General features: G+C 57.9%; 16 protein-coding genes and 1 pseudogene. 14 read left to right on the forward strand and 3 right to left on the reverse strand.

The genetic code is table 11. The annotated features are described in order from the left end of the window. Positions 1-18: 18 nt before the first annotated feature. The 14 genes and pseudogenes from QTH91_RS09000 (at position 19) to QTH91_RS09065 (ending at position 16,209) form a co-directional block, all read left to right on the forward strand. Entirely contained in the window at positions 19-468 is a 450-nt protein-coding gene (locus QTH91_RS09000) for a pilin (protein WP_286659739.1), read from the forward strand. A 70-nt stretch (positions 469-538) separates the two neighbouring features. Next, positions 539-2,542, forward strand: coding sequence for a hypothetical protein (locus tag QTH91_RS09005; protein WP_286659740.1), 2,004 nt, complete (start codon positions 539-541; stop codon positions 2,540-2,542). Then, positions 2,526-3,500 carry a glycosyltransferase family 2 protein gene (locus QTH91_RS09010; protein WP_286659741.1) on the forward strand — a complete coding sequence of 325 codons (975 nt, stop codon included), beginning with the start codon at positions 2,526-2,528 and terminating at the stop codon, positions 3,498-3,500. Before QTH91_RS09005 ends, QTH91_RS09010 begins: the two co-directional genes overlap by 17 nt. Before the next feature lie 71 nt (positions 3,501-3,571). Further along, positions 3,572-4,792, forward strand: coding sequence for a glycosyltransferase (locus QTH91_RS09015; RefSeq protein ID WP_286659742.1), 1,221 nt, complete (start codon positions 3,572-3,574; stop codon positions 4,790-4,792). Between the two features lie 130 nt (positions 4,793-4,922). Beyond that, positions 4,923-6,233, forward strand: a complete 1,311-nt coding sequence (locus QTH91_RS09020; RefSeq protein WP_286659743.1) for a nucleotide sugar dehydrogenase — start codon at positions 4,923-4,925, stop codon at positions 6,231-6,233. A gap of 89 nt (positions 6,234-6,322) precedes the next feature. Then, entirely contained in the window at positions 6,323-8,125 is a 1,803-nt protein-coding gene (locus QTH91_RS09025; RefSeq protein ID WP_286659744.1) for an ABC transporter ATP-binding protein, read from the forward strand. Between the two features lie 40 nt (positions 8,126-8,165). Next, the gene (locus QTH91_RS09030; RefSeq protein WP_286659745.1) at positions 8,166-9,341 is read left to right on the forward strand and encodes a DegT/DnrJ/EryC1/StrS family aminotransferase; all 1,176 of its coding nucleotides are present in this window, start codon (positions 8,166-8,168) and stop codon (positions 9,339-9,341) included. Positions 9,342-9,346: 5 nt separating this feature from the next. Beyond that, complete coding sequence (locus tag QTH91_RS09035) at positions 9,347-9,994, forward strand: PglD-related sugar-binding protein (RefSeq protein WP_286659746.1); 648 nt, start codon at positions 9,347-9,349, stop codon at positions 9,992-9,994. Beyond that, complete coding sequence (locus QTH91_RS09040; RefSeq protein ID WP_286659747.1) at positions 9,991-11,181, forward strand: glycosyltransferase family 4 protein; 1,191 nt, start codon at positions 9,991-9,993, stop codon at positions 11,179-11,181. The genes QTH91_RS09035 and QTH91_RS09040 overlap by 4 nt, the downstream gene beginning before the upstream one ends. 69 nt (positions 11,182-11,250) lie before the next feature. Next, positions 11,251-12,012, forward strand: coding sequence for a glycosyltransferase family 2 protein (locus QTH91_RS09045; RefSeq protein WP_286659748.1), 762 nt, complete (start codon positions 11,251-11,253; stop codon positions 12,010-12,012). A gap of 16 nt (positions 12,013-12,028) precedes the next feature. Next, positions 12,029-13,003, forward strand: a complete 975-nt coding sequence (locus QTH91_RS09050) for a glycosyltransferase family 2 protein (protein WP_286659749.1) — start codon at positions 12,029-12,031, stop codon at positions 13,001-13,003. Positions 13,004-13,049: 46 nt separating this feature from the next. Further along, a pseudogene (locus QTH91_RS09055) lies at positions 13,050-13,682 on the forward strand (glycosyltransferase family 2 protein); the annotation flags it as partial. Between the two features lie 149 nt (positions 13,683-13,831). After that, on the forward strand, positions 13,832-15,067 hold the full coding sequence (gene glf, locus QTH91_RS09060) for a UDP-galactopyranose mutase (RefSeq protein WP_286660623.1): 1,236 nt from the start codon (positions 13,832-13,834) through the stop codon (positions 15,065-15,067). Next, on the forward strand, positions 15,064-16,209 hold the full coding sequence (locus QTH91_RS09065) for a glycosyltransferase family 4 protein (RefSeq protein ID WP_286659750.1): 1,146 nt from the start codon (positions 15,064-15,066) through the stop codon (positions 16,207-16,209). The genes glf and QTH91_RS09065 overlap by 4 nt, the downstream gene beginning before the upstream one ends. A gap of 456 nt (positions 16,210-16,665) precedes the next feature. Here QTH91_RS09065 and QTH91_RS09070 read toward each other — a convergent pair whose 3' ends face one another. The 3 genes from QTH91_RS09070 to QTH91_RS09080 are packed head-to-tail and all read right to left on the reverse strand — an operon-like array spanning position 16,666 to position 22,548. Beyond that, a complete protein-coding gene (locus QTH91_RS09070; RefSeq protein WP_286659751.1) occupies positions 16,666-20,643 on the reverse strand; it encodes a pilus assembly protein in 3,978 nt (1,325 codons plus the stop codon). Positions 20,644-20,660: 17 nt separating this feature from the next. Continuing rightward, on the reverse strand, positions 20,661-21,395 hold the full coding sequence (locus tag QTH91_RS09075; protein ID WP_286659752.1) for a pilus assembly protein PilX: 735 nt from the start codon (positions 21,393-21,395) through the stop codon (positions 20,661-20,663). Between the two features lie 7 nt (positions 21,396-21,402). Further along, positions 21,403-22,548 carry a PilW family protein gene (locus QTH91_RS09080; RefSeq protein ID WP_286659753.1) on the reverse strand — a complete coding sequence of 382 codons (1,146 nt, stop codon included), beginning with the start codon at positions 22,546-22,548 and terminating at the stop codon, positions 21,403-21,405.

The raw sequence follows: 22,548 nt of genomic DNA on the forward strand, positions 1-22,548 counted from the left end.
AACCCAGGAGTTAGAGAAATGAACCGTCGTTCTATCGCACGCAACGTGCAGAAGGGCTTCACCCTTATCGAACTGATGATCGTTGTGGCGATCATCGGTATCTTGGCTGCTGTGGCGCTGCCGGCTTATCAGGATTACACGAAGCGTGCGCGCGTTTCGGAAGGTCTGGGTCTGGCTGCTGCTGCCAAGGCTGGTGTTGGCGAGTACTTTGCCTCCAAGAGTGAGTGGCCAGATGACAACACGAAGGCCGGCCTTCCCGCTGCTGCATCCATCGCTGGCAATGCCGTTAGCGGCGTCGAAGTTGGAACTGGCGGCGTCATTACGATTACCTACACTTCGCTGGTCGACACGGGTAGCAAGACAGTGACTTTGACGCCGTCCAGCGCGTCTGCTGGCTCGGTCAAGTGGACCTGCCGTGGTGGCAATAGCATGCCGACGAAGTACCTGCCGTCGGAATGCCGTCCGTAACAGACGCTTAGTTGCACAGAATAAAGAGGCACCTCGAGTGCCTCTTTTCATTTCACCGGCAAGCGCATCCATGTCTCAAGTCTTCACAAACGGCCAACCCACGGCGGTTCGTGGACAAGTGTCCTTGACCCAAGCAGGAGGATGGCTGCTCCTCTTGGCCATTGCTGCCGCCTGCTATTGGCCTGGCCTTTCGGGGACCTTCGTCTTTGATGACGACGTCAACATTCTTCAAAACGGCTCGCTACGAATTCGCGATCTAAGTTGGTCGGAAGGTTGGGCTGCGGCGTGGTCTGGCCACGCCGGTCCTTTAGGCCGACCGGTATCTCTCCTGACATTTGCGCTTAACTACTATTTTTCCGGGTTCGATCCGTTTGCTTTCAAACTGACGAATCTAATGATCCACCTGGCGAACGCAGTCCTCGTAGGCGCGCTAACGCAACGCCTGTTCTTAGTCCTGCGCGAGCGACAGGCAATTGCCGTGACCCTGACGCCGGGTTGGCTAGATCAAAGTGCTGGCTGCCTTGTGGCAGCCCTTTGGGTGCTGCATCCGCTCAATTTAACCGGCGTCTTGTACGTGGTGCAGCGGATGACGAGTCTGTCTGCATTCTTCGGGTTTGTTGCTGTCCTTGCCTACACCTCATATCGCGCTAGGACCTTTGCACGAACCGAAGTTCGGCGTCCGCTGGCATATGCCATCACTATGGGGGCGATCGTACTCGTAGGCCTGACGCTGTCTGTCCTGAGCAAAGAGAGTGGCCTTTTGTTCGCGCCACTCATCTTGTGGATCGAGACTTGGGTCTTTAGGTTCCGCGTAAACGGTCGAATGGCACAGTTGTTCGGCGTCGATGTGTCGCGTTGTGCGCTGGCGGCGGTAGTTGTCACGGCCATTTACTTGATGATTTTTAAGTTGCCGCAAATGCTGGGCCCTGGCGCGTTTGCAAATCGAGACTTCACTCTAATTGAACGGGGGATGACAGAGACGCGGGTACTGCTTTTCTACCTGCGCATGTTTGTGTTGCCCAGAAATTCCGAACTTTCCCTCTACCACGACGACGTGGAAATTTCGCATGGACTATGGGATCCTCCTTCTACTGCCCTATCGATGGTAGTTTTGGCTGCCATTACCCTTGCGTGCTGGGTATTTCGAAAGCGCTTCCCCGAGCTAATCTTCGGTTGGGGGTGGTTTTTAATTGCGCATGCACTCGAGTCCACGATCTTTCCACTGGAGTTGGTCTACGAACATCGCAACTATTTTGCGACCATTGGATTGCTCGTGATCGTTCCACTAGCGGTCCGTCGAGCTGGAGAGGTTCGTTCTAGACGCCTTCTTGTGCTCCTGTTTGCGGGCTACGTGGGTATCCTTGGATTCGTGACCTACGTAAGGGCTTTGCAATGGTCGGATCCAGTCGACTGGATTGCGCTTGAAGCGGGCAACCACCCTCGATCGCCGCGTGCCAACTACGATCTAGCACGTGTCTATATGGTTTTGCGTAGCCAAAGTGGAGACGATCGCTTTGGCGTTCTCGCAGACGAAGCCCTAGCCAAGGCCACACAGTCCTACTTGCCTGGTGTCCTGCCCTTCATTGCGAGAATGCAGTTGGCTTACTTTCGGCGCATTGAGCCAGATGCGGCTTTAGCGGAGAAGGTGCTGCACGGACTGAAGACTTGGCCCTATCACAACGTCACCAACTCAACGTTGGCCTCGGTCGTGGCGTGCCAAGTCGAAATGACGTGTCGGATGCCTGATTCTCTGGTACTTCAACTACTCACTGCTCCTCTTCAAAATCGGTCGCTGCGCATCGGTGACCGCGCAGAACTAATCAAACTGCAGGCTCAGTATTACATCAACAAATTGGGAGACATGGCTACCGGCGAGATGCTCATACGCCAATCCATTGATCTCGTGGACAGTGCGCCCACTCGCATCATGTACGCACAATGTTTGGCCTTTCAGAGCAAGTTCGGTCAAGGAATGATCGAGTTGGAAAAGGCACAAGCAATGGATATCCTCGGAATCTATCGACGTCAAATTGAAGTCGAACGAGAAGCAATGCGGCATGCGCAGGCTGAATGAATGGGGAAAAGTCTTGGGGAAAATTCATAAACCGATGGATCATTCTGACGCAGATATCTGCAGAGATATTTCTTCTGATCAACGGCTCAATTTTGCAAGCGTGAGCGTTGTGATTCCTGCTCGAAACGAGGCCGTGGGTTTGGCAACTCTGCTCCCGGAATTGCTTGACCAATTGCCGGGGGCCGAGATCATTCTCTCTGACGATGGTTCGACCGACGGATCGAGTGAACTGGCTCGTACGTTGGGAGCACACGTTCAACGCCGACCTTACGGCGCTGGGAATGGAGCGGCAATTAAATCTGGTGTTCGCGCAGCTACGCGGGAGTGGGTTGTCTTCATGGACGGCGATGGTCAACACCGAGCACAGGATGTTGCGCGTCTCGTCAAGCGCCTCTCGGAAGGTTACGAAATGGTGGTCGGCGCTCGAAATTCCGAAGGACAAGCCAGTCGCCACCGAGGTCTGGCGAATGCCTTTTACAACCGGCTTGCCTCGTGGATGGTAGGGCATCCCGTAAAAGACCTGACATCAGGCTTTCGCGTGGTGCGGCGCAAGAAGTTCATGGAGTTTCTCCACCTGCTTCCAAATGGCTTCTCCTATCCGACAACTTGCACGATGGCCTTCTTTCGGGCGGGTTATCCGGTGGCGTACGAGTCGATCAACGTACAGCAGAGGCAAAAAGGCACGACCAGCCACGTGAGGATCTGGCGCGACGGTGTTCGCTTCCTGTTGATCATTTTCAAGATCGGAACGCTTTACTCGCCACTCAAATTGTTCGCGCCAATTGCTGCGTCATTTTTCTTCACAGGGTTGGCCTACTACGCCTACACCTATTTCACGATTCACCGCTTCACAAACATGAGCGTTCTGCTGTTCAGCGCGTCCGTAATAGTTTTCCTGATCGGGCTTGTTTCAGAGCAGATCACAGCATTGATGTACCGCGATGCAGAAGGGACATAACGCCCTTTGGTTAGGCAGATCCAACCGTGCGCGGGCGGCTGCAGGGCGAGTCAGTGACTGAGCGGGTAGTCGTGTCGACGGATCGGCCTCGTCTTCTGGTTCTCGCCTCGACCTATCCACGCTGGCGCGACGATCCCGAGCCTGGCTTCGTGCATGAGCTTTGCCGCAGGTTGGCCTCGCGGTTCGAAGTGATAGTTGTCTGCCCCCATGCTCCAGGTGCATTGCATCAAGAAGATCTGGATGGCGTGGAGGTGCATAGGTATCGCTACGCTCCCAGCTGTTGGGAGCGACTGGTGAACGACGGCGGGATCGTGGGCAATCTCCGGCGACACCGATGGATGCTGGCCCTTGTCCCAGGGTTCGTGGTGATGCAGGCTTGGCACGCTTGGCGAATTGCCCGCCAGCGCCCGATCACGGTGCTACATGCGCACTGGCTGATTCCCCAAGGCGCCATCGCGGCTGCGTTGCAACTTATCCTTCGCCGGCCGATTCCTTACGTTGTGACATCGCACGGAGCTGACCTCTACGCTCTTCGTGCGAAGCCTGTCGTCACCCTTAAGAAATGGGTGCTCAAGCGCGCGGCCGCGATTACAGTGGTGAGTTCAGCCATGCGGAAATTGGTTGTACAAATGGGCGTCCCGGCGCACGCAGTGAACGTCCTACCGATGGGCGTCGACTTGGCCGAACGATTCGTTCCCGCGAAGTCGGTTCGCGACGGGAATGAGCTGCTTTTCGTCGGTCGTTTGGTTGAGAAGAAGGGCTTGCGCCATCTCATCGATGCAATGCCGCTCGTTCTTCAGGAGTTCCCGCACGCGACCTTGACCATCGCCGGATTTGGTCCGGACGAAGGCCCGTTGAAAGCCTTGGCTGGGAAGCGGGACGTGGCGCACGCCGTTCGATTCCTCGGGGCCGTTCCCCAAGCGAAACTGCCGGCGCTGTATCAGCGGGCATCGGTCTTCGTGGCTCCATTTGTGACTGCTGCCACCGGCGACCAGGAGGGGCTGCCGGTGGCGCTGATGGAGGCAGTTGGTTGTGGTTGCCCAGTGGTCGCAGGCTATGTGCAAGGCCTCGAGGACATACTTGGGGAGGATACGCCGGTGATTACCGTTGACCCGACAGACGCCCAAGCGCTCGCCCTGCGCATTGTTGGAGTGCTTCGAGCGCCCGATGAGGCCCAAGCAACTGCGGCCCGCGTGCGCAGCCGCGCTCATGATCTACTGGACTGGAGCCAGGTCGAACGGCGCTATGGCGATGTGCTGGCTCAAGCGTGCTCTGGGGGCCTCCGGCGATGAGCGTCTCAACTGCCTGGGCGCAATCCCGGGGATTCAAAGGCGCTCACTTGCGAGCGATCTGGCAGCGCCCCAGAAATTCGACCACCACTGGCACCATCTCTTGCCGGTAAGCCTTGAACACGAGATCTGAATGACCGCCCTGCTTCAACTCGCCTCCCGTATAAAGAATGGCCAAGCCGTCGTCGGGATTTACGGTCTCGGCTACGTCGGATTGCCGTTGGCCTTGCGCTTTGCCGAAGTAGGGGTGAAGGTCATCGGCTTTGACATAGACGGAGCCAAGATCGAAAAGCTCAACAGCGGACAGAGCTACATCGAGCGGCTGACGACAGAATTGATTGGCCAAGCCCTCGCTCAGGGCTTCGAGGCGACCGGTAACTTCGCCCGTACTTCCGAAGCCGATGCGCTTGTCATTTGCGTCCCGACGCCGCTTGACCAGCACCGTCAACCGGACCTCAGCTTCATCATCAACACCGTCGAGGCCATGCTGCCCCACATGCGCGAAGGCCAGCTGCTGAGCCTAGAAAGCACCACGTGGCCCGGAACGACGGAAGAAGTGTTGGCTCCGCGCCTGCGGGCGCGCGGACTCGTTCCTGGCCAGAACTGCGCCCTCGTCTTCAGTCCGGAGCGGGAAGACCCCGGCAATCCTCACTACGGCACGAAGGACATTCCCAAGGTCATCGGCGGCATGACCCCGAGCTGCCTCGCGCTGGGAACCGGCTTATACCGGCGCGCCATCGACACCATGGTGCCCGTCAGCTCGCCGCGCGCCGCCGAGATGACCAAGCTGCTCGAAAACATCCATCGGGCCGTCAATATCGGTCTGGTCAACGAGATGAAGATCGTGGCCGACAAGATGGGCATCAACATCCACGAAGTGATCGATGCTGCCGCCACCAAGCCCTTCGGATTTGTACCCTACAAGCCCGGTCCCGGCCTGGGTGGTCATTGCATCCCCATCGACCCGTTTTACCTGACCTGGAAGGCCCGCGAATACGGCGTGAACACGCGCTTCATCGAACTGGCCGGTGAGATCAACCACTTTATGCCCCACTGGGTTGTGGGCAAAGTGGCCGACGCGCTCAATGATCGAGGCAAGGCCGTCAAGGGCAGCCGCATCCTCGTGCTCGGTCTGGCCTACAAGAAGAACATCGACGACACGCGCGAATCACCCGCCGTTGAAGTCATGGACCTTTTGCAGGCCAAAGAGGCACATATTGACTACAGTGACCCGCACGTGCCGGTGTTTCCGCGCAAGCGCAACTACCATTTCGATCTGCAGTCGGTGCCGTTGAATGCACAAACGTTAGTCAGCTATGACTGCGTGGTATTGGCAACGGATCACGACGGATTCGACTATGCGCTCCTGCAAGAGCACGCTCAGCTCATCGTCGATACGCGAGGGCGCATCAGGGGAGATGCCCTCAATGTCGTCGCCGCCTGACGCTCAGTCAGCCAATCTCTTTCGTCACCAGCTTTCTCTGACCGATTCAGCACCATGAGTCAGTTGCCCGGCAACGCATCTCGACATCAATGCCTGACACCTTGAAAAAAGTTTGGGCGCTCTTCTCCGCAGCTGAGCAGCGCAAGGCCCTGTGGATGCTGCTGCTCATCATCCTCATGGCGATGGCAGAGACGGCCGGCGTGCTTTCCATCATGCCTTTTCTTTCGGTATTGGCACGGCCAGCCATCGTCCACGAGAACCGATGGCTTGGCGAGGCGTTCAAGGCACTGAACTTTGCTGACGAGGCATCCTTTATCACGGTGCTGGGATTGATCACCATGGCCGTCGTGATTGCGTCCTCCGCATTCAAAACCCTCACATTTCATTTGGTGGGCCGCTTTGTCCACATGTTGCGGCGGTCTCTGGCCGTGCGGCTTCTATCCACTTATCTGCGCCAACCCTATGAATTCTTTCTCACCCGCAATTCATCAGAGCTGACCAAGAACGTACTGTCGGAAGTTGATCAGCTCGTTTTTGAGCTGCTGCAGCCCTTATCCATGCTGATTGCACAAGGCGTCGTAGCCTTGGCGATCATCGTTATGGTGTTCGTCTACGACCCGTGGATGGCACTGTGCATCGTGGCCACTGTGGGGCTGTTGTATGGCGCGATCTATGTGCTTGTGCGTCGGCGCTTGGTCCACATCGGGGCAGCGCGTCAGGCTGCCGACGCGAACCGCTTCCAAGCCTGCAGTGAGGTACTTGGCGGCATCAAGGACGTAAAGATCACCCATGCCACCGACGCCTACCTTCAACGCTTCTCCCATGCTTCGCGGGAGCTCTCGCGCCATTCGGCCACTGCAGAGACTCTGAGCCAATCACCGCTGTACATCGTCGAGGCCGTCGGGTACACCGGCCTGATCGCGATTTCCCTGGTACTGCTCTGGCGATCCGGCGACATCGCCCACGTATTGCCTGCCTTGGGCCTTTACGGTTTTGCTGCCTACCGTCTGCTGCCGGCAGTGCAGATCATGTACCGCGGAATGGCGCGTTTGCGCTTTTCTGCCGCTCCGTTGAACAGCATCCATCGCGATCTGCAATTGATCGAGGTAGACGATCCTGCTCCCGGTGGGAAGGTCGTGGTGCCCCGGCACTGCATCGAGCTAGAGCGTATTTCCTACGCCTATCCAAATTCGCCTGAAAAGCCGATCTTCAGTTCCTTCAGCCTCACCATTCCCGCCAATACGACGGTGGGCATCGCCGGGCCCAGCGGCGCTGGCAAGAGCACGCTCATGGACCTGATGCTTGGTCTGCAACGCCCGCAGCTAGGCGTGCTTAAAGTGGACGGCGCTGTGATTGACGCAACAAACGTGGGCGCATGGCAACGCGCCATCGGCTACGTGCCGCAGCACATCTATCTGGCCGACGCCACTGTGGCGGAAAACATTGCTTTCGGCGTCGCGCGCCAGGCCATTGATATGGGGGCAGTGGAGCGGGCGGCAAGGGCCGCACAGATTCACGACATGATCGCCGGCGACCTGGCGCAGGGCTATCTCACCCCCCTGGGTGAACGTGGGATACGTCTCTCCGGCGGGCAGCGCCAACGCATCGGAATCGCAAGGGCACTTTATCGTGATCCGCCGGTGTTGTTCTTCGACGAAGCAACCAGCGCACTGGACGCGCAAACCGAAGAGGCGCTGAATGAAGCCATCCGTAGCTTGTCGGGCAGCAAGACAATCATCGTTATCGCGCACAAGGAATCGAGCCTGCGCGACTGTCGCCAAGTGGTGATGTTGGGTCAGGGCCGAGGCGCCGCCGTGCAGGCTGCAGTGCGTCTCGGCGATTCATCACTCGACTATCCAGATGGGGCAGAACCCATCGAGCCGTCGCGCTGATCAAACCCGCTTCGCATGGGCATACTTGTTGGAGGCATCCTTGAAAGCAGAACAGTCGGAATACGTCGCTAAGAAGTCCGCCTCAGTCCGGCCCGCATCGCCGGAGGAGGGCAGTTCGACGCAGCCATTCATCCCTGTGTACCAGCCCGACCTGGGCGGCAACGTGAAAGCCTATGTCAATGAGTGCATAGACTCGTCCTGGATCTCAGGTGGTCAAGGTCGCTTCGTCGGCGCCTTCGAGGAAGCCTTCGCAGATCGTGTGGGCAGCCACCACGCAGTAACGGTCTGCAATGGCACCGTGGCGCTCCATCTGGCGCTCGTTGCCTTGGGTATTGGTCCCGGCGACGAGGTCATTGTTCCCACGCTGACTTACATCGCTTCCGCGAATGCCATCACCTACACGGGCGCCACGCCAGTGTTCGTCGATTCCCGGAAAGACACTTGGCAAATCGACCCGGAGGACGTTCGCCGCTGCATCACCGAGCGAACCCGAGCGATCATGGTGGTCCATTTGTATGGACAGCCTTGCGACATGTCTGCGCTTGGCGAAATTGCCCGGCAGCACAGACTGTTTGTGGTCGAAGATTGCGCTGAGGCTTTCGGCTCAACCTTTCAGGGTCAACACGTCGGCACATTCGGCGATATCGCCACCTTCAGCTTCTACGGCAACAAGACCATCACCACCGGCGAAGGTGGGATGGTTGTCACCAACGACAAGACGCTGTATGACCGCTGCCGCCGCTTTCGCGGACAGGGGCTGGCCGCCTACCGTGAATACTGGCATGACCTTGTTGGCTACAACTACCGCATGACGAACGTGGCGGCGGCCATCGGTCTGGCACAGTTGGAGCGTGCGGACGAGTTCATTGAGCGCAAACGGGCCTTGGCGGCCCGCTACGCTGCAATGCTCAAGAAATTCCCGCTCGAGATGCATGCGGAAGCGCCGGACAGCGTTCACAGCTACTGGATGGTGTCCGTGCTGGTAGAGAGTCCGGAGCATCGCGGCCCGCTGCGGGCGCATCTGAAGGAAGCAGGCATCGAAACCCGCCCGCTGTTCTATCCGGTGCACACAATGCCTCCGTATGCGCGCAGCTACCGTCGCCATGAAGTCGCGGAGGATCTGTCGTGGCGTGGGATCAATCTTCCGAGCTGGCCGGCGTTGGGTGATGCGGAGTTCGAACGTATTGCTGCAGCGCTTTCCAGCTATTACGACTAGTGCATATGCCGCATCGCTTGTATATCGTTGCCACGAGTGGCCTTGCCAAGGAAACAGCGCAGTTGGCCGACGCGATCTGCCGCGTCACGCCGCTCTGGGACGAGATCGCGTATATCAGTCAGGACAGGAAAGAGATTGGCAGAAAGTTGCCTTTCGGTGTGGTTGTAGGTACCGATGAGCTATTGATTGCAGCAGCCGAATCGATCGACGTCGCAATCGGCATCGGGGCACCAACCGCCAGAAAGCGCGTAGCGCAGGCACTCACGCAATATTCGCATCTGCGCTTTCCAAATCTGATTCATCCCAAAGCGCTTGTCGATCCCGATTGGGTACGTTTGGGCATCGGCAACGCAGTGGCTGCGGGTTGCGTCATGACCTGTGATATCGAGATCGGCGACTTCAATCTTTTCAACTTGAACGTCACGGTAGCCCACGACGCGCGCATCGGTTCGTACAACGTGTTCAATCCAAGCTGCAACGTGTCGGGAAACGTCCAGATCGACAGCGAAGTTTTGGCGGGAACAGGAAGCCAGGTGCTGGAAAAGTTGCAGATCGCTTCCCGCTGCATGCTGGGGGCGGGCGCCGTGTTGACGAGATCGTGCGATGTCGAAGGGACCGTCTTGACTGGCGTGCCGGCGAGACCAAGAACATGATGCGAGTCGGCATTCTGGGCCACGCCTTCGTCGATTGGGGCGGCGGCATCGACTTCCTGCGGGTGGTGATGGCGAGTCTGCATCAAGCTCGACCTGATCTGGAGTTGCACCTGCTGGTGCCGGATGGGCAGCTTCGCCCCCCCCTGGTGCGCCTGTATCGAGGACTCATGCGAAAGGATCGGCAGCCGCAGGTCCGACGGCCGGCGGCTAGTCATATCGACGAACTGGCGGGCAGCGTTGGTGGCGCAGTCACGATCCACCGCGTCGCTCCGGATCGCTACGCACTTGCCCGCCTAGCCCGCGAGCTGTCACTTGACGTACTGATGCCGGCCCACAATCCGCTGCCAGCCGACTTCCCGTTTCCCTGGGTCGGATACATCGCTGACTTCCAGCACCGCTACTTGCCTCAGCTCTTTTCTAAGGAGGAATGCCGGTCACGCGATGCGCACTTCTCGGCCATGCTCATGCGTGCAAGGACCGTCATCGTCAATTCGCGAGCTGCCGCCAGAGACATCGAGCGATTTCATCCCGGCAGCAAGGCAAGAATATTCACTTTGCCATTCAGCGCGGCGCCGCAAGCTGCTTGGCTTGAGCCTTCCACGGGCGTGCAGGCCCGCTACGGAATTCACCGTCGTTACTTCCTGATTGCCAATCAATTCTGGAAGCACAAGGACCATGGAACCGCATTCGCCGCATTTGCTGCCATTGCGGATCGGCATCCGGACATTCATCTTGTCTGCACAGGCCCCACGGATGACTATCGCGACCCGAATCACTTCCCCGCACTCAAGAAGTTTCTGCATGACCACAACATTGCGGAGCGAGTTCACGTGCTCGGAATGATTCCCAAGTCCGATCAGATCGAACTCATGACTTCCTCGATCGCACTTCTTCAACCCACACTATTCGAAGGGGGCCCGGGCGGTGGGGCTGTTTATGATGCCGTTTCGCTGGGGGTGCCCTGCCTAGTCTCTGATATCGAGGTCAATCGCGAATTGGACGAGTCGCTGGTGGCATTCTTTTCAGCCGGGGACTCGGCCGAATTGGCCAGTCACATGATTGAGGCCTTGAATCAACCCCACCGTCCGGCACGGGATGCCAAATCCCTGCATCAGAGTGGCGTGGCCCGGCGAATCGCAAGTGGCCGCACTCTGTTGGAGAGCATTGACCATGCACGTTCCAGCTAAGCTTGGTTCTGCCGCGCGAGCGTGACCAAAAGTGCCAATTTTTTGATTTCAGGTCCAAGCGCCAGTGCCGTGAAATTCTCCATAGTTACCGCATCCTACAATGCCGCAAATGAACTGCTTCGGACCGCTCGCTCCATTGCAAAGCAGTCGTACAGGGATTTTGAATGGATCGTCGTCGACGGCGCATCGAGTGACGGGACCAAAAAGTTGTTCAAAGAATATCACCCGGAGTTTGCCGCAGCTTTTACTTCTGAACCAGACGCCGGGATTTACAACGCTCTAAATAAGGGGATTGCCCGAATCTCGGGTGATTGGGTTCTATTTCTCGGAGCCGGTGACGAGTTGTTTGCAAGCGATACGCTTCAGATCTTGTCCGAATATCTGCCCCATGTGGATGCTTCCAAAACCCTCGTCTACGGAGACGTTCACGAGGTCGGCAATCAAGACAATCTTGTTCTCAAAGTTAGGAACGAGAGGTGGGAGGGGCTTGACGGGCCTTGGGTCATCGGCCGGCCTGTACTTCCCTGTCATCAAGGTGTTTTGCACCGCGCTCAGATTTTTACCGATGGCTTCAGATTCGATGAGAAGCTAAAGATAGCCGCCGACAATGAACTTCTTCTTCGAGAGTTGATTGCTGGTCGAGGCTGCAAAATTGATCAGGTCGTTGCAAAATTTCTACGCGGAGGAATTAGCTCCGGAAATACGAATAGGGCGCGCATGATTTTTGAGTGTATTGCCGTCAACTGGAAGATTGGAATCTTCTGGAGGAGGCCGATATACCAGGTAATCCTACTTCTGGCCGCAGCCGTGAAGCCCTATCTTCAAAGATGAGTGGCATCGAATGCCAATGATTACCCAGGAAGTTTCCGACGTTTCGGTTTCCATCGTGATGGCCGCGTACAACGCACAGCGCACCATCGGGGATGCCATTCGCTCCGTACTGGCTCAGACATGCACAAGCTTCGAGTTGCTGATCTGCGACGACGGATCGACCGATGACACCACCCAGGTGGTCGAGAGCTTTGTAGATCCGCGCATCAAGTTGCTCAGAGGGGGGGCGAATAGAGGCCCCGGCCCGTCCCGCGATCGCGCCATCGACTGCGCCCGAGGCACTTGGGTGACGTTCTTGGACGCGGACGATCAATATCTACCGCGACGCCTCGAAACACTGCTGCCCGTGGCGAGGGAGCATCCGGACGATCTCGTTGCAGACGCGGTCATGGATTGCCACGACACACCTTCAGGATTGGCTCCGTGGCGTGTGGTTTGGGATGAACGGCATTTCCAGCCATCGGGAGCCGACGTACGCATCCTGAAGTTCGAGCAATTTCTCCAGGAAGATCGGCAACTGATCAAGCCATTTTTTCGTCGCGAACTGGCAATGAAACTGAAGGCCAGTCATGGAGAAAAATTGAATGGCGAGGACGTTGTCTTTTTATTCTCTTTCTTTGCGAATGGCTCTGTTGTCCGCTACGTACCTCGTCCGCTGTATCTTTATCGCATGACTCCAGGCTCATTGAGTACGAAAAACTCGGATAGATTTCGAATTTTTCGGGAGGTATTTGAGGAGGGCAAAGATTTGTTCGCGCATGATTTGTCCGCCACTGCGGCCGTTGAAGCGAAGATTCTTTGCATACGCCGGCTCGAGCGCTACCAGACCTTTCTTTCCCCCTTGCGCTCTGGCCATCTTCTGCGGGCCGGGCGTATTTTCATGCAGGAACCTTGGGTAATACGAGAGTTTGCCAAGCGAGTATTCGAGCGCCTGCCGTTTCATGCCAGTCGCATCGTACGTGGTGGCAGAGCGCGGAGAGTTGGGTGGTGAAGAAAGTGCTGCAAGCTGCTGTCAGCATAGCCGGGATCGGTGGCGAATGAAGTCGAGCGCCGTTACAGCCGTTGTCGTCACCTACAACCGCATTTCTCTATTGCGGGAATGCATCGCCTCATTGCAGGCCCAAACCTGGTCGCCGGCGACCATTTTGGTGGTGAACAATGCGTCGAGCGACGCTACGCGCGAGTATCTTGACGCTCTGGCCGCCGAGCGGGCAGATTGGTTAAAGGTCGTCCATCTTTCCGAAAACACTGGTGGGGCTGGAGGCTTTGCTGAGGGCTTGAGGCAGGCCGTCGCCAGTGGTGCCGAATGGACGTGGATGATGGATGACGATGCTTGTCCGCACCCCACGGCGCTCGATGAACTGCTTAAGGTCGCGGTAGCGCCTGAGAATGTCTATGGCTCGCTGGCTGTGAACGGCATAAACACATCATGGTCCACCACACTACTTGATCAAGGGAACGTGGTTCATTTTGCGAAGGATGTGCCTGCCGCCGCCCGTGTCGACTCCATCCCGCTGCTAGGCTTTCTCATCCACCGTAGCCTAGTCGACAAGATTGGCTATCCAGATGCCGGGTTCTTCATCGCCGCCGATGATGTTGAGTACTGCGTTCGCGCCCGCCACGCTGGCAGCGATATCGTCATCGCGGGGAATAGCCGTATCGAACATCCGCGCACAGAACTGAGCGAGTTCAGGTTCCTCGGCATGCGCGTGGCCTATCTCAGTTTGCCGCCTTGGAAACGCTACTACGACACCCGCAATCGGATCTTCATCGCCCGCAGGTATTACGGCATCAAACTCTATAGCCAGACTATTCCAGGATCGTTTGTGCGACTGGTTGCTGCGCTGTTGAAAGAGCCTCGCAAGCTGGCTCAATTCAAGGCGTTCTTCGCCGGCTTCATAGACGGATTGCTAGGTATCGACGGCAAGCGGCACGAACTATGGAAAATCAAGTGATTCCCAGGAAGGCGCTGGTCGTCGGCGCAGGCTTTGCAGGCAGCGTCGTCGCACGCGAACTGGCCGAAGCCGGCCAACACGTCCGTGTCATCGATAAGCGCACGCACGTAGCCGGAAATGCCTTCGACGAGACGGACCCGCAGGGTGTGCTCATCCACAACTACGGCCCCCACATCTTTCACACCAATAGCGAACGCGTGTGGAACTACCTCTCTCGTTTCACCGAGTGGCGTCCCTACGAGCATCGCGTGCTAGGTGTGGTGGATGGCAAGCTCTACCCGTTCCCAATCAATCGCGACACACTCAACCGGCTCTACGGGCTGGATCTTGATGAGGCTGGCGCGGCAGCCTACTTCGAGCGTGTGCGCGAGCCGCGCGAGCCGGTGCTCAATAGCGAAGATGTGGTGCTCAATAGCGTGGGGCGCGATCTGTATGAGAAGTTCTTTCTCAACTACACGCGTAAACAATGGGGACTGGAACCTTCGCAACTCAAGGCCGGAGTAGCCGCGCGTATTCCCGTCCGGGCCAACGCCGATGATCGCTATTTCACCGACAAGTTTCAGGCGATGCCAATTAATGGCTATACAAAGATGTTCGAAGCCATTCTTGACCATCCAAACATCCATGTGGAGGTCGGCATCGATTTTGCGCACGTCCGGAGCCAAGAGGTGTTCGACCACTTGGTCTACACAGGACCAATCGATGCGTATTTCGGCTATTGCCACGGACGTTTGCCGTACCGGTCGCTGCGCTTCGAGCATGAGCACCTGCCAGGTGTGGCCCAATTTCAGCCTGTGGGGACGGTGAACTATCCGAACGATCACGCATTCACGCGCATCACCGAATTCAAGCATCTGACTGGGCAGCAGTGCGCCGGCTCGTCGATCGTGCGCGAGTATCCGCAAGCGGAGGGCGATCCGTACTACCCAATTCCCAGCGACGGCAATGAGGCGCTCTTCAAGCGTTACCAAGCCTTGGCTGAAGCCGAGCCGAACGTGACATTCGTGGGCCGCTTGGCCGAATACCGCTACTACAACATGGATCAAGTTGTGGCGGCCGCGTTGGCCGTTGCGGGGCGTCTCGTAGAGAGCCACCGTTGACTCACGAAAACTTGCGCGTTGCTTTTATCTGCAAGCGGCGCTACATGGGCAAAGACGTGATTCTCGACCGCTATGCGCGTCTCTACGAGATTCCGAGGCAACTTGCACATCTTGGTCACGACGTGTCTGCGTGGTGTCTTGACTACCAAGGGACGGAAGCAGGTTCCTGGGAACACGATGGCGGCGTAGGTCGGCTGCGTTGGCGATCCCAGCCCATCCGCCCGTGGTTTCTGCCGCCGCTGCTCACCTATCCGTCACGGCTGCTGCGCCAGTTGCAAGAATTTGCGCCTGACGTGCTGATCGGTGCCTCGGACATTCCGCACGTCGCCATCGGTAGTTGGCTGGCCGGCCATCTGGGCTGCGCCTATGTGGCGGATCTCTACGACAATTTCGAGGGTTTTGGCCAGGCGCGCATTCCGGGCTTCGTTGGCGCGCTTCGCCGGGGCGTTCGCCGAGCCGATCTGGTCATAACCACGAGTGAACCACTGCGCGAATACGTGCTTGCCAACTATCCGCCGCGCGGGGAAGTGGTGCCGATGCCCAGCAGCGTGGACCTGCAGATCTTCTGCCCAATGGACCGCGGCGCTGCACGCAGGGCGCTAGGCCTGCCACCCGATGCCACGCTAGTTGGCACTGCTGGGGGCCTTCATCGCGAGAAGGGGGTCGAGCCGCTCTATGAGGCGTGGAGTCGCTCGTTGTCGAAGCACGACCACATCCACCTTGTTTTGGCGGGACCTTTGGATCCGTCCTGCCCCCTGCCCACTGGTGACCGCGTGCACTACCTGGGTCAACTCGGCCATTCGGAGGTGGCCACGCTCTTCAACGCTCTGGACGTAGGGGTGATTTCAGTATTGGACACACCATTCGGCCGCTACTGTTTTCCACAGAAGGCCTATGAGATGCTTGCCTGCCGCTTGCCAGTCGTGGCTGCCAACGTGGGCGCAATCGGCACGCTGCTCGCGAAGTACCCAAATCTTCTCTTCGCACCTGGAAGCTCAGAGGGGCTGGCTGGCGCAGTTCTGTACCAATGTCGTCAGGGCGTCAGGGTAGAGCTTGAGGTTCAGGATTGGCGGGCCCTGCTTGCGCCCATCAACGAGAGGTTGACGAACATTCGCCACGCGCCACGTGGGCACTTTCAATAGCCCGCATAGAGAGCCTTCAACCCAAGTAACCATCAAGGCTAGCCAACAGCCCAAACTCATACTACGCGAGAGGTGCGCCCTTATCTACAACGTGTAGCGGAACAGAAGCGAAGGAGTCCGCGACACCCCGCATGCTTCGCCGCCTGCGGCGTGTGATCGCCAGCTGGACAAAGCCAATCATCGAGGCCGCTGTTTCGGTGTGGCCTCACGCCGCCGCTAGTGAACTCAGGTTGGCGTTTAGGCCAGGGCCATCGCAAGTTTGGCGAGCGATGTTCCAGGGGCTCAGCACTCGGCCGGTGCCCGCTGATTCATGCCCTGCCCGTGTCGGCGCCTACTACCCGGCTCAGCTTCTTGGATGAAGTCGCCCTTGCTCATTGATGGAATTCTTGCCGTCGGCAGGGCTTCAATTAAGGCGAGGTTGGCCGGGCGCACACGCTGGCTCGCGTACTTTTCCGTTCAGTTCACCAACTCACGCCAAGAGGTTCGATGCGCACTACCGCCACCCGTCGGCGGCACTGTGGGCGGCGTGACTTGGTCCTTATCGCCATTGCTGTTCTGGATGATCAGTCGCACGTTGCCGTTGGTGTCTTTGATCCAGCTCATGCCGACGATCAGCTGCTTTGCCCGCCACAAGACGCCAGACGGATTGTTCTGGACAACACCGCCGTTGGTCACGTTCAAGTAGTACAGCCAAGACGCGCCACCTGAGTCACAGGCATCGCCGCTTGGAATCGCGGATGCCACAACCAGCGTGCTGTATTGCAGCGCCATTGCAGTTGAAACACGCTCAGACTGATGCGGCAGGTCGACATACCAGCCGCCTTTGGTCTTCCAATCGACCGCCTTGTTCGTCAGCGCGACCTTCGTCGAATCTCCCTTGTAGTCGGAGAATGTCTGAACGACGAAGTTGGTGGCATCTTGGCGAACATCGCCCCATCCCGTCGTCGTCAGGGTGTCTTTCACTGCGTAGATGCTCTGCTGAGTGGTGTCAGAGATATCGCTCACGCCAAGATATCGGCCGGTCGCCACGACAACTCCAGGCTTGCCATCCACCTCAATGGTCTCGGGCTTAGTTGAAATCGGCTGAGGCGTTCCATTGACAGCAAAGTTCGCCAACTTCATCGCGGCACGATTGGGCGCGACAAGGTTGTCGATGTCAAAGCGCCACAGATTGCCCTTGAGGTCGCCACCGTAGAAGCGCTTAGTGGTGTTGTCTGTCGGGCTGTCGATCCAGGCATTGATCTTCGCCATGCCGCTGGGACTGGTCGAACTTCCTTCGCTCGTGGCAATGTCAAACAGTCGTGCGCCCGTATACGCGTTCAAGACGTAGAGGTGGCCTCGACCGTCACCATTGGAATCGGCCCCGTTGTTGTAGCCCGATGCAAAGGCAACAACCCACGTGCCGTCCTTCTTCTTGGTGATCACCGGGTTGCCGAACGACAGTCCCATGTTCGTGTCGGTGAATTCCCAAAGCGATACCGGATTCTCGGGATCAGTGATGTCAAGTGCGTAATAGCCGCGCCCACCGGAGTTGAACCCGCCAACGACGATGGTCTTCCACACGCCGTTGACCTGTACATCGCCCATCACGGGGGCGCCGTCGACAAAGTATTGATGCCCCGTCGCGTAGTTGCTGTTGGCCAACTTGTACATGTTCGCCATCACTTGGCCAGGCACGTACGCCCACAGTTCCGTACCACCGTCGTCCCCGCTTGCAGAGAAAGCGTGAAGCATGCCGTCGTTGGCGCCTACATAGACCACAGGCTTACGTGTTGCGTTGCTCGAGGCAAAGCTCGCGTAGCCGTTGTCCGAGTATGCAAATGGCGGCTTGCCAACGTGGACCGGTGCGCCATTGATGATGTCGCCTAGAACACTGGACCGTTGGCGGTACAGGGCTTTGCTTGCACCGGTGCTTGCGCTCTCTCTCGTGCGATCGCCGCGCAGGTAGTTCACCAACTCGGAGCCGCTATTGGCTAAGGCGACTTCGTCCTGCGTCAAGCTTGCACACTGTGAGGCCACGGGGACTTGCGAGCAGATATTGCTGAAGTATCCCTGCTGAGTCGAACTGAGGTTTGGATAAACGAACGGCTGCAGTGTTCCCGCGCTACCCCTGAAGTAAATATTGCGCTGGGCGGGCGCCTTTGAACTGAGCTTTGCCTGTGCCGACCAGGAGTAGTTGGTCGCGATCGTGCCGTCTTCAGGGGTCAGCTTGAAGGCCAGCAAGTCACCCGTCCAGGTCTGCGTTGTATAGCTTGCCTGGTACACGTAGTTGTTGTCGCCCGCAACAAGTTCCAGCGCGCTGGTGGACGCTGCCGATGCAGAGCCGTTGGTTGCCTGGACGTCATTGATCACACCGTTGATCGCGTCGCTCAGCGCATTTGCATTCTGAGCCGAGTAGTAGCGCCCACGACCGTTGACCGCAGCGTGCCAGAGATCGTCAACAGTCATGGCATCTTGGCCGCCGCTGGAGGGTGTCGGCCACTTGAGCTCGCCAGTAGTGAGTTTGCGATAGGTGTCCGATGGTGCGAGATAGTCGCGGGTATAAGGCAATGTGCCGCTCACACCGAGGCCGACGGTGAAGGTATTCAGATGCTGCCAGTTGGCCGAGTCGGAGCCCGCAGCGCGCACGATGTTGTCGCAAACGTCTTGATTGCCGCCTGAGCTATCGGACGTGCAATTCCCGTTCCCGCTCGTGCGCAGGTCGGTGTTGTAGTAGTACTGCGCGACGTCGGCGAGAGTGTTCGAACTACCTCCGCTTCCGACAGTGTTGGTCGAAGGAGTGCCTGCCACGTACAAGCCAAGGTCGCCCGGGTCAGGCGACGTGTTTGTATAGGTCGGACTGCTGGGACTCCAGCCGCCCCAGGAAGCCGGGCTAGGGTTGGAGTACGTTGGCACGCCCGTTCCCACTGCGTTTTGGTAGGTTGTTCCGGTACTGATGGTCTGATAGCTGCTGGCACTGTCCGCGTCGCCCGTATCTGTCAAAATCGTGTCCGTGGTTCCGTTCTGCCAAGACCCATAAGTGACCGGGCCGTCCGTGACGGTCGGCGTTGCACCGTCAATCGAGACCGAGGTCCGCGTGAAGGTTGCCGTCGTCGTCTGCGGCGTAGAAAACCTTTGCGTCTGCGTCTGTGTATAGCGCTGCGTCACTGTGGTGACGGCGTACTTGCCCTTGTTCGGGTTGTTTGGCTTGGGTGTGGTCGAAACGGTTACCACAGTGCGCGTCCACGTGCGCGTTCGCGTCTGCGTGTTGCTGTTCCGGTGGCGCGTGATAGGAGAAGGCGAGCTATAGACCGTGGTGGTAGTGGCCGTCGTGATGGAGCTGTCGCGCATGGGGCGATCAAGCGTGCCGTCCTGGTTGCCAACGGCCTGACCGTTCAGCTTGTAGCCACTGCCCGAGTTCCAATAGCCGTCTGTGGAAAGCAGCGCGTAGTTTCGCTGGCAGGAGTACTGCATCGGATCGTAAGTCTGGCCCGATCCCAGCTTGGCGTAGTACGTGCCGACCCGCGAAAGCGCTGCTCGAAGCGGCGTGCTCCCATTGGGCGCCGCTGAGTAAAGGCTGGAGTAGAACTTTGTCTTCTGAGTGCCGTCGAAGTCCTTGACGTCACGGAAGGTGAGGTTCGTACCATCGTCAGTCACACGAGTGTTCGTGTCGCCGTTGTCGTTGATTGTGGTAAAGCCCACGCGATAGCTGGCATCGAGTGCCTTCACGGCGTGGCCCATGGCCGAGCGCATCAAGAGGTAGCGCTTGCGATAGTACGAATACCAGTTTGCATACTTCTGCTGCACCGCGGCCGATTGGGCGCTGACGTCTACTCTGGTGAACTTCCCATTGCTTGCCGCAGATGCAGACGGATCGTAGGTGCTCGAATTTCCTGGCGCCACCTTAGTGCTGCACTCCTTGTAGAAGTCGGAATCGGTGTCTACGTCGCCGCTCTTGTAGCTCCAGCTCATCGGCGTCTCCGAGCCGGTGTAGATGAAGTAGAAGTTCTGAGTCAGGTCCTTTTTTGTGCCGCTGTTTGGCGTGTAGCCATCAGGGGGCGCAGACTTCACATTGATGTTGGCGTAAGAGGCGCCAGACGCGTCCAAAGGAGGCGGGTAGCTTCCATTCGGGTCAAACGCGACGCCGTTGCATTGCGGCGAGTAATAGCCGTACCAGTTCAGGTAGGCTTGGTCGCTCGTGCCTGACGAAACACCCAAGTCGTCCGGCATGTAGCTCCAATTCATCGAGCCCGAGTTGTCCAAGATGAACATCAGGTTCGGTTTGGCTTGCACCGTAGGCCTCGTAGCAAGCGGTTCACTGGCCAGATCAGTACTCTGGCCGTACGCAGGCTGCATCAACGCGCCGGCGAAGACTACGAGGAGCGCCGAAACCCCAATCGCGAATAAAGATTGCGATGCCGACCGGAACTGTGGGCGAATTCTTGTGTTCGTCATTAGGAACGCTTCCTTCGTCAGAAGTGAACGATTGTTTCGGTGAAGCTGGTGGTGTTGCGAGCGCCCTTGACGCGGACAACAATTCGGAAGAAGGGGCTGGACGTGCCAGTAAGTCGAGCGTTGTCGACGTAGTTGAGCTCACCGCGCTTGGTTGCCTTGCCACTGGTACCGGACAGAGGCCGAGAGCAAACCACGGTTGGGTTGATCGTGAAGTCGCCAGGCTTGGAGCACAGCCTAAAGATGATGAACTTGGCCTCGTTTCCATTGATCTTTGCAGCTGTAGATGCAGGCGTCAGCGTGCACTTTGCAAAAGAACCCGAAGACGCACTGGCGCACGAATCGCCATCCCAATTGACCAATTGCCGCGTAGATGACGAGGCAGCTTGATTTCCAGTGACGTCGAGTGGGCCGAGAAGAATGTCGTCCTTGCTCGAATCATTCAGCTCGCCGGCAACGTAGTCGTATTGCTGGTTTGATGCGTAGTACCCGCTTGCACTTACGTCCAGATTGAGGCTTGCCGCATTGGCGGTCAGCCAATCGATGGCCTCGCGAGTCGCTTGGTCAGCTGCCGCAGTGGCGTCCTGTTTGAACCCGATGTTTCCGAGAACCAGCGCACCGGTGTCGACCGTTCGTACAAGTGCGAGAGTAGAAAGCAGCAAGGCGACGAGCGTGATCAACGCGAACAGCAGGGAAACGCCCCGCTGCCGAGCGCCTGCGCGGTGGCGTTCAAATGGAGTATGGGAATTCAACATAGAAGAGCTATGAGTTCCAAAGCACATTGCGCAATGGCACGATGGTGTCGTATACCTTGTATCGATAGTGCTTCCAGTCGGCGTCACCGATCACCGTGAGCGCGATGCACTTGGATCCGTTGCAGTCGTAGGTTGTCGGTCCACTCACGGTGGCGGCGGTCCCGACGTCCCACGCAGGCGCACTTTGCGTTACTTCTTCTTTCTCGAATTGGGTGCTTCGAGCGACTATGGCAATGCGCACTGCGACGACCTGCTGCCATTCGGCGTTCGTCGTTGGTGTTGTGTCGTTGAAGGCGTCGACCACACCGTCGCCATCGGTGTCTTTTCCGTAGAGAGCTTGGAGATTGACGACGTTAGAGAAGAGTTCTTGACCTGCGCCGACGCTGCCATCGGCGGTAGATCGCTCAGTCATCTGAAGATTGCTTCCCGCATTGATGGAGTAGGTCCGCAGAACCATATTTCCCATGTTGAGGAGGTAGCTCCGCGGCTGCGTGGCCAGCGAACTACCGACATACTGCCCCGCGGGCATGATCGAACTCTGATTCCAGTTTCCAGCAGCCTGCGGAATTCGTGTCTTGCTGAGCGGTGTTGTCGAGTCGTCGGTGGCCGAGAACATCGTGCACCACCAATTTGCGCTGTCGGTCTCCCAAAGAAGACTTGGCGGAACGACGATCATCAGATCACCGGCCTGGACACCCAGAGAGCTCTCCACAAAGAATGAAGAGTCGGAAGCAGCGTGGTTGGAGGTGACCGGAATCGGTGCCGAAGAGCCAGTCGTGTTGGCTTGGAGGATGGTGATGGCGTCCGCGGCTCCGTCCGCGCCGTTGTCGATGGCGACGGGCACGAGGGGAAAAGTGATCTGCGCTCCACTTGCGCCGTACTTCGCCTTGACACTGCAGCCCGTGGCATCAGGGCTGGATATCGCGCCGTAGCCAGCATGTTGAATGTCCCGTTGAAGCGTGAACATTGCCAAGGCGCCGTTGACTTGTGCGCTACTACCCGACGCGACCGTCCGGGATTTGCCCTCGGATACGGCAAGCACTTGTGAGATCAGCAAGACGGTGACCATGCCGAGCACAAGGCCGACCATCAACTCGATCAGCGTGAACCCACCATAAGCGAGCCGCAGGTTAGTGCGATAGATGTTGCGCAT

The sequence above is a fragment of the Variovorax dokdonensis genome (genome assembly GCF_030316895.1).
Lineage (GTDB): Bacteria > Pseudomonadota > Gammaproteobacteria > Burkholderiales > Burkholderiaceae_C > Variovorax > Variovorax dokdonensis.

Excerpts from the sequence above, each read along its gene's own strand:
- QTH91_RS09000 (WP_286659739.1), top strand. The coding sequence starts at position 19 with ATGAACCGTCGTTCTATCGCACGCAACGTGCAGAAGGGCTTCACCCTT.
- QTH91_RS09005 (WP_286659740.1), top strand. The coding sequence starts at position 539 with ATGTCTCAAGTCTTCACAAACGGCCAACCCACGGCGGTTCGTGGACAA.
- QTH91_RS09010 (WP_286659741.1), top strand. The coding sequence starts at position 2,526 with ATGCGCAGGCTGAATGAATGGGGAAAAGTCTTGGGGAAAATTCATAAA.
- QTH91_RS09020 (WP_286659743.1), top strand. The coding sequence starts at position 4,923 with ATGACCGCCCTGCTTCAACTCGCCTCCCGTATAAAGAATGGCCAAGCC.
- QTH91_RS09025 (WP_286659744.1), top strand. The coding sequence starts at position 6,323 with ATGCCTGACACCTTGAAAAAAGTTTGGGCGCTCTTCTCCGCAGCTGAG.
- QTH91_RS09035 (WP_286659746.1), top strand. The coding sequence starts at position 9,347 with ATGCCGCATCGCTTGTATATCGTTGCCACGAGTGGCCTTGCCAAGGAA.
- QTH91_RS09040 (WP_286659747.1), top strand. The coding sequence starts at position 9,991 with ATGATGCGAGTCGGCATTCTGGGCCACGCCTTCGTCGATTGGGGCGGC.
- QTH91_RS09050 (WP_286659749.1), top strand. The coding sequence starts at position 12,029 with ATGATTACCCAGGAAGTTTCCGACGTTTCGGTTTCCATCGTGATGGCC.
- QTH91_RS09070 (WP_286659751.1), bottom strand. The coding sequence starts at position 20,643 with ATGACGAACACAAGAATTCGCCCACAGTTCCGGTCGGCATCGCAATCT.
- QTH91_RS09075 (WP_286659752.1), bottom strand. The coding sequence starts at position 21,395 with ATGTTGAATTCCCATACTCCATTTGAACGCCACCGCGCAGGCGCTCGG.
- QTH91_RS09080 (WP_286659753.1), bottom strand. The coding sequence starts at position 22,548 with ATGCGCAACATCTATCGCACTAACCTGCGGCTCGCTTATGGTGGGTTC.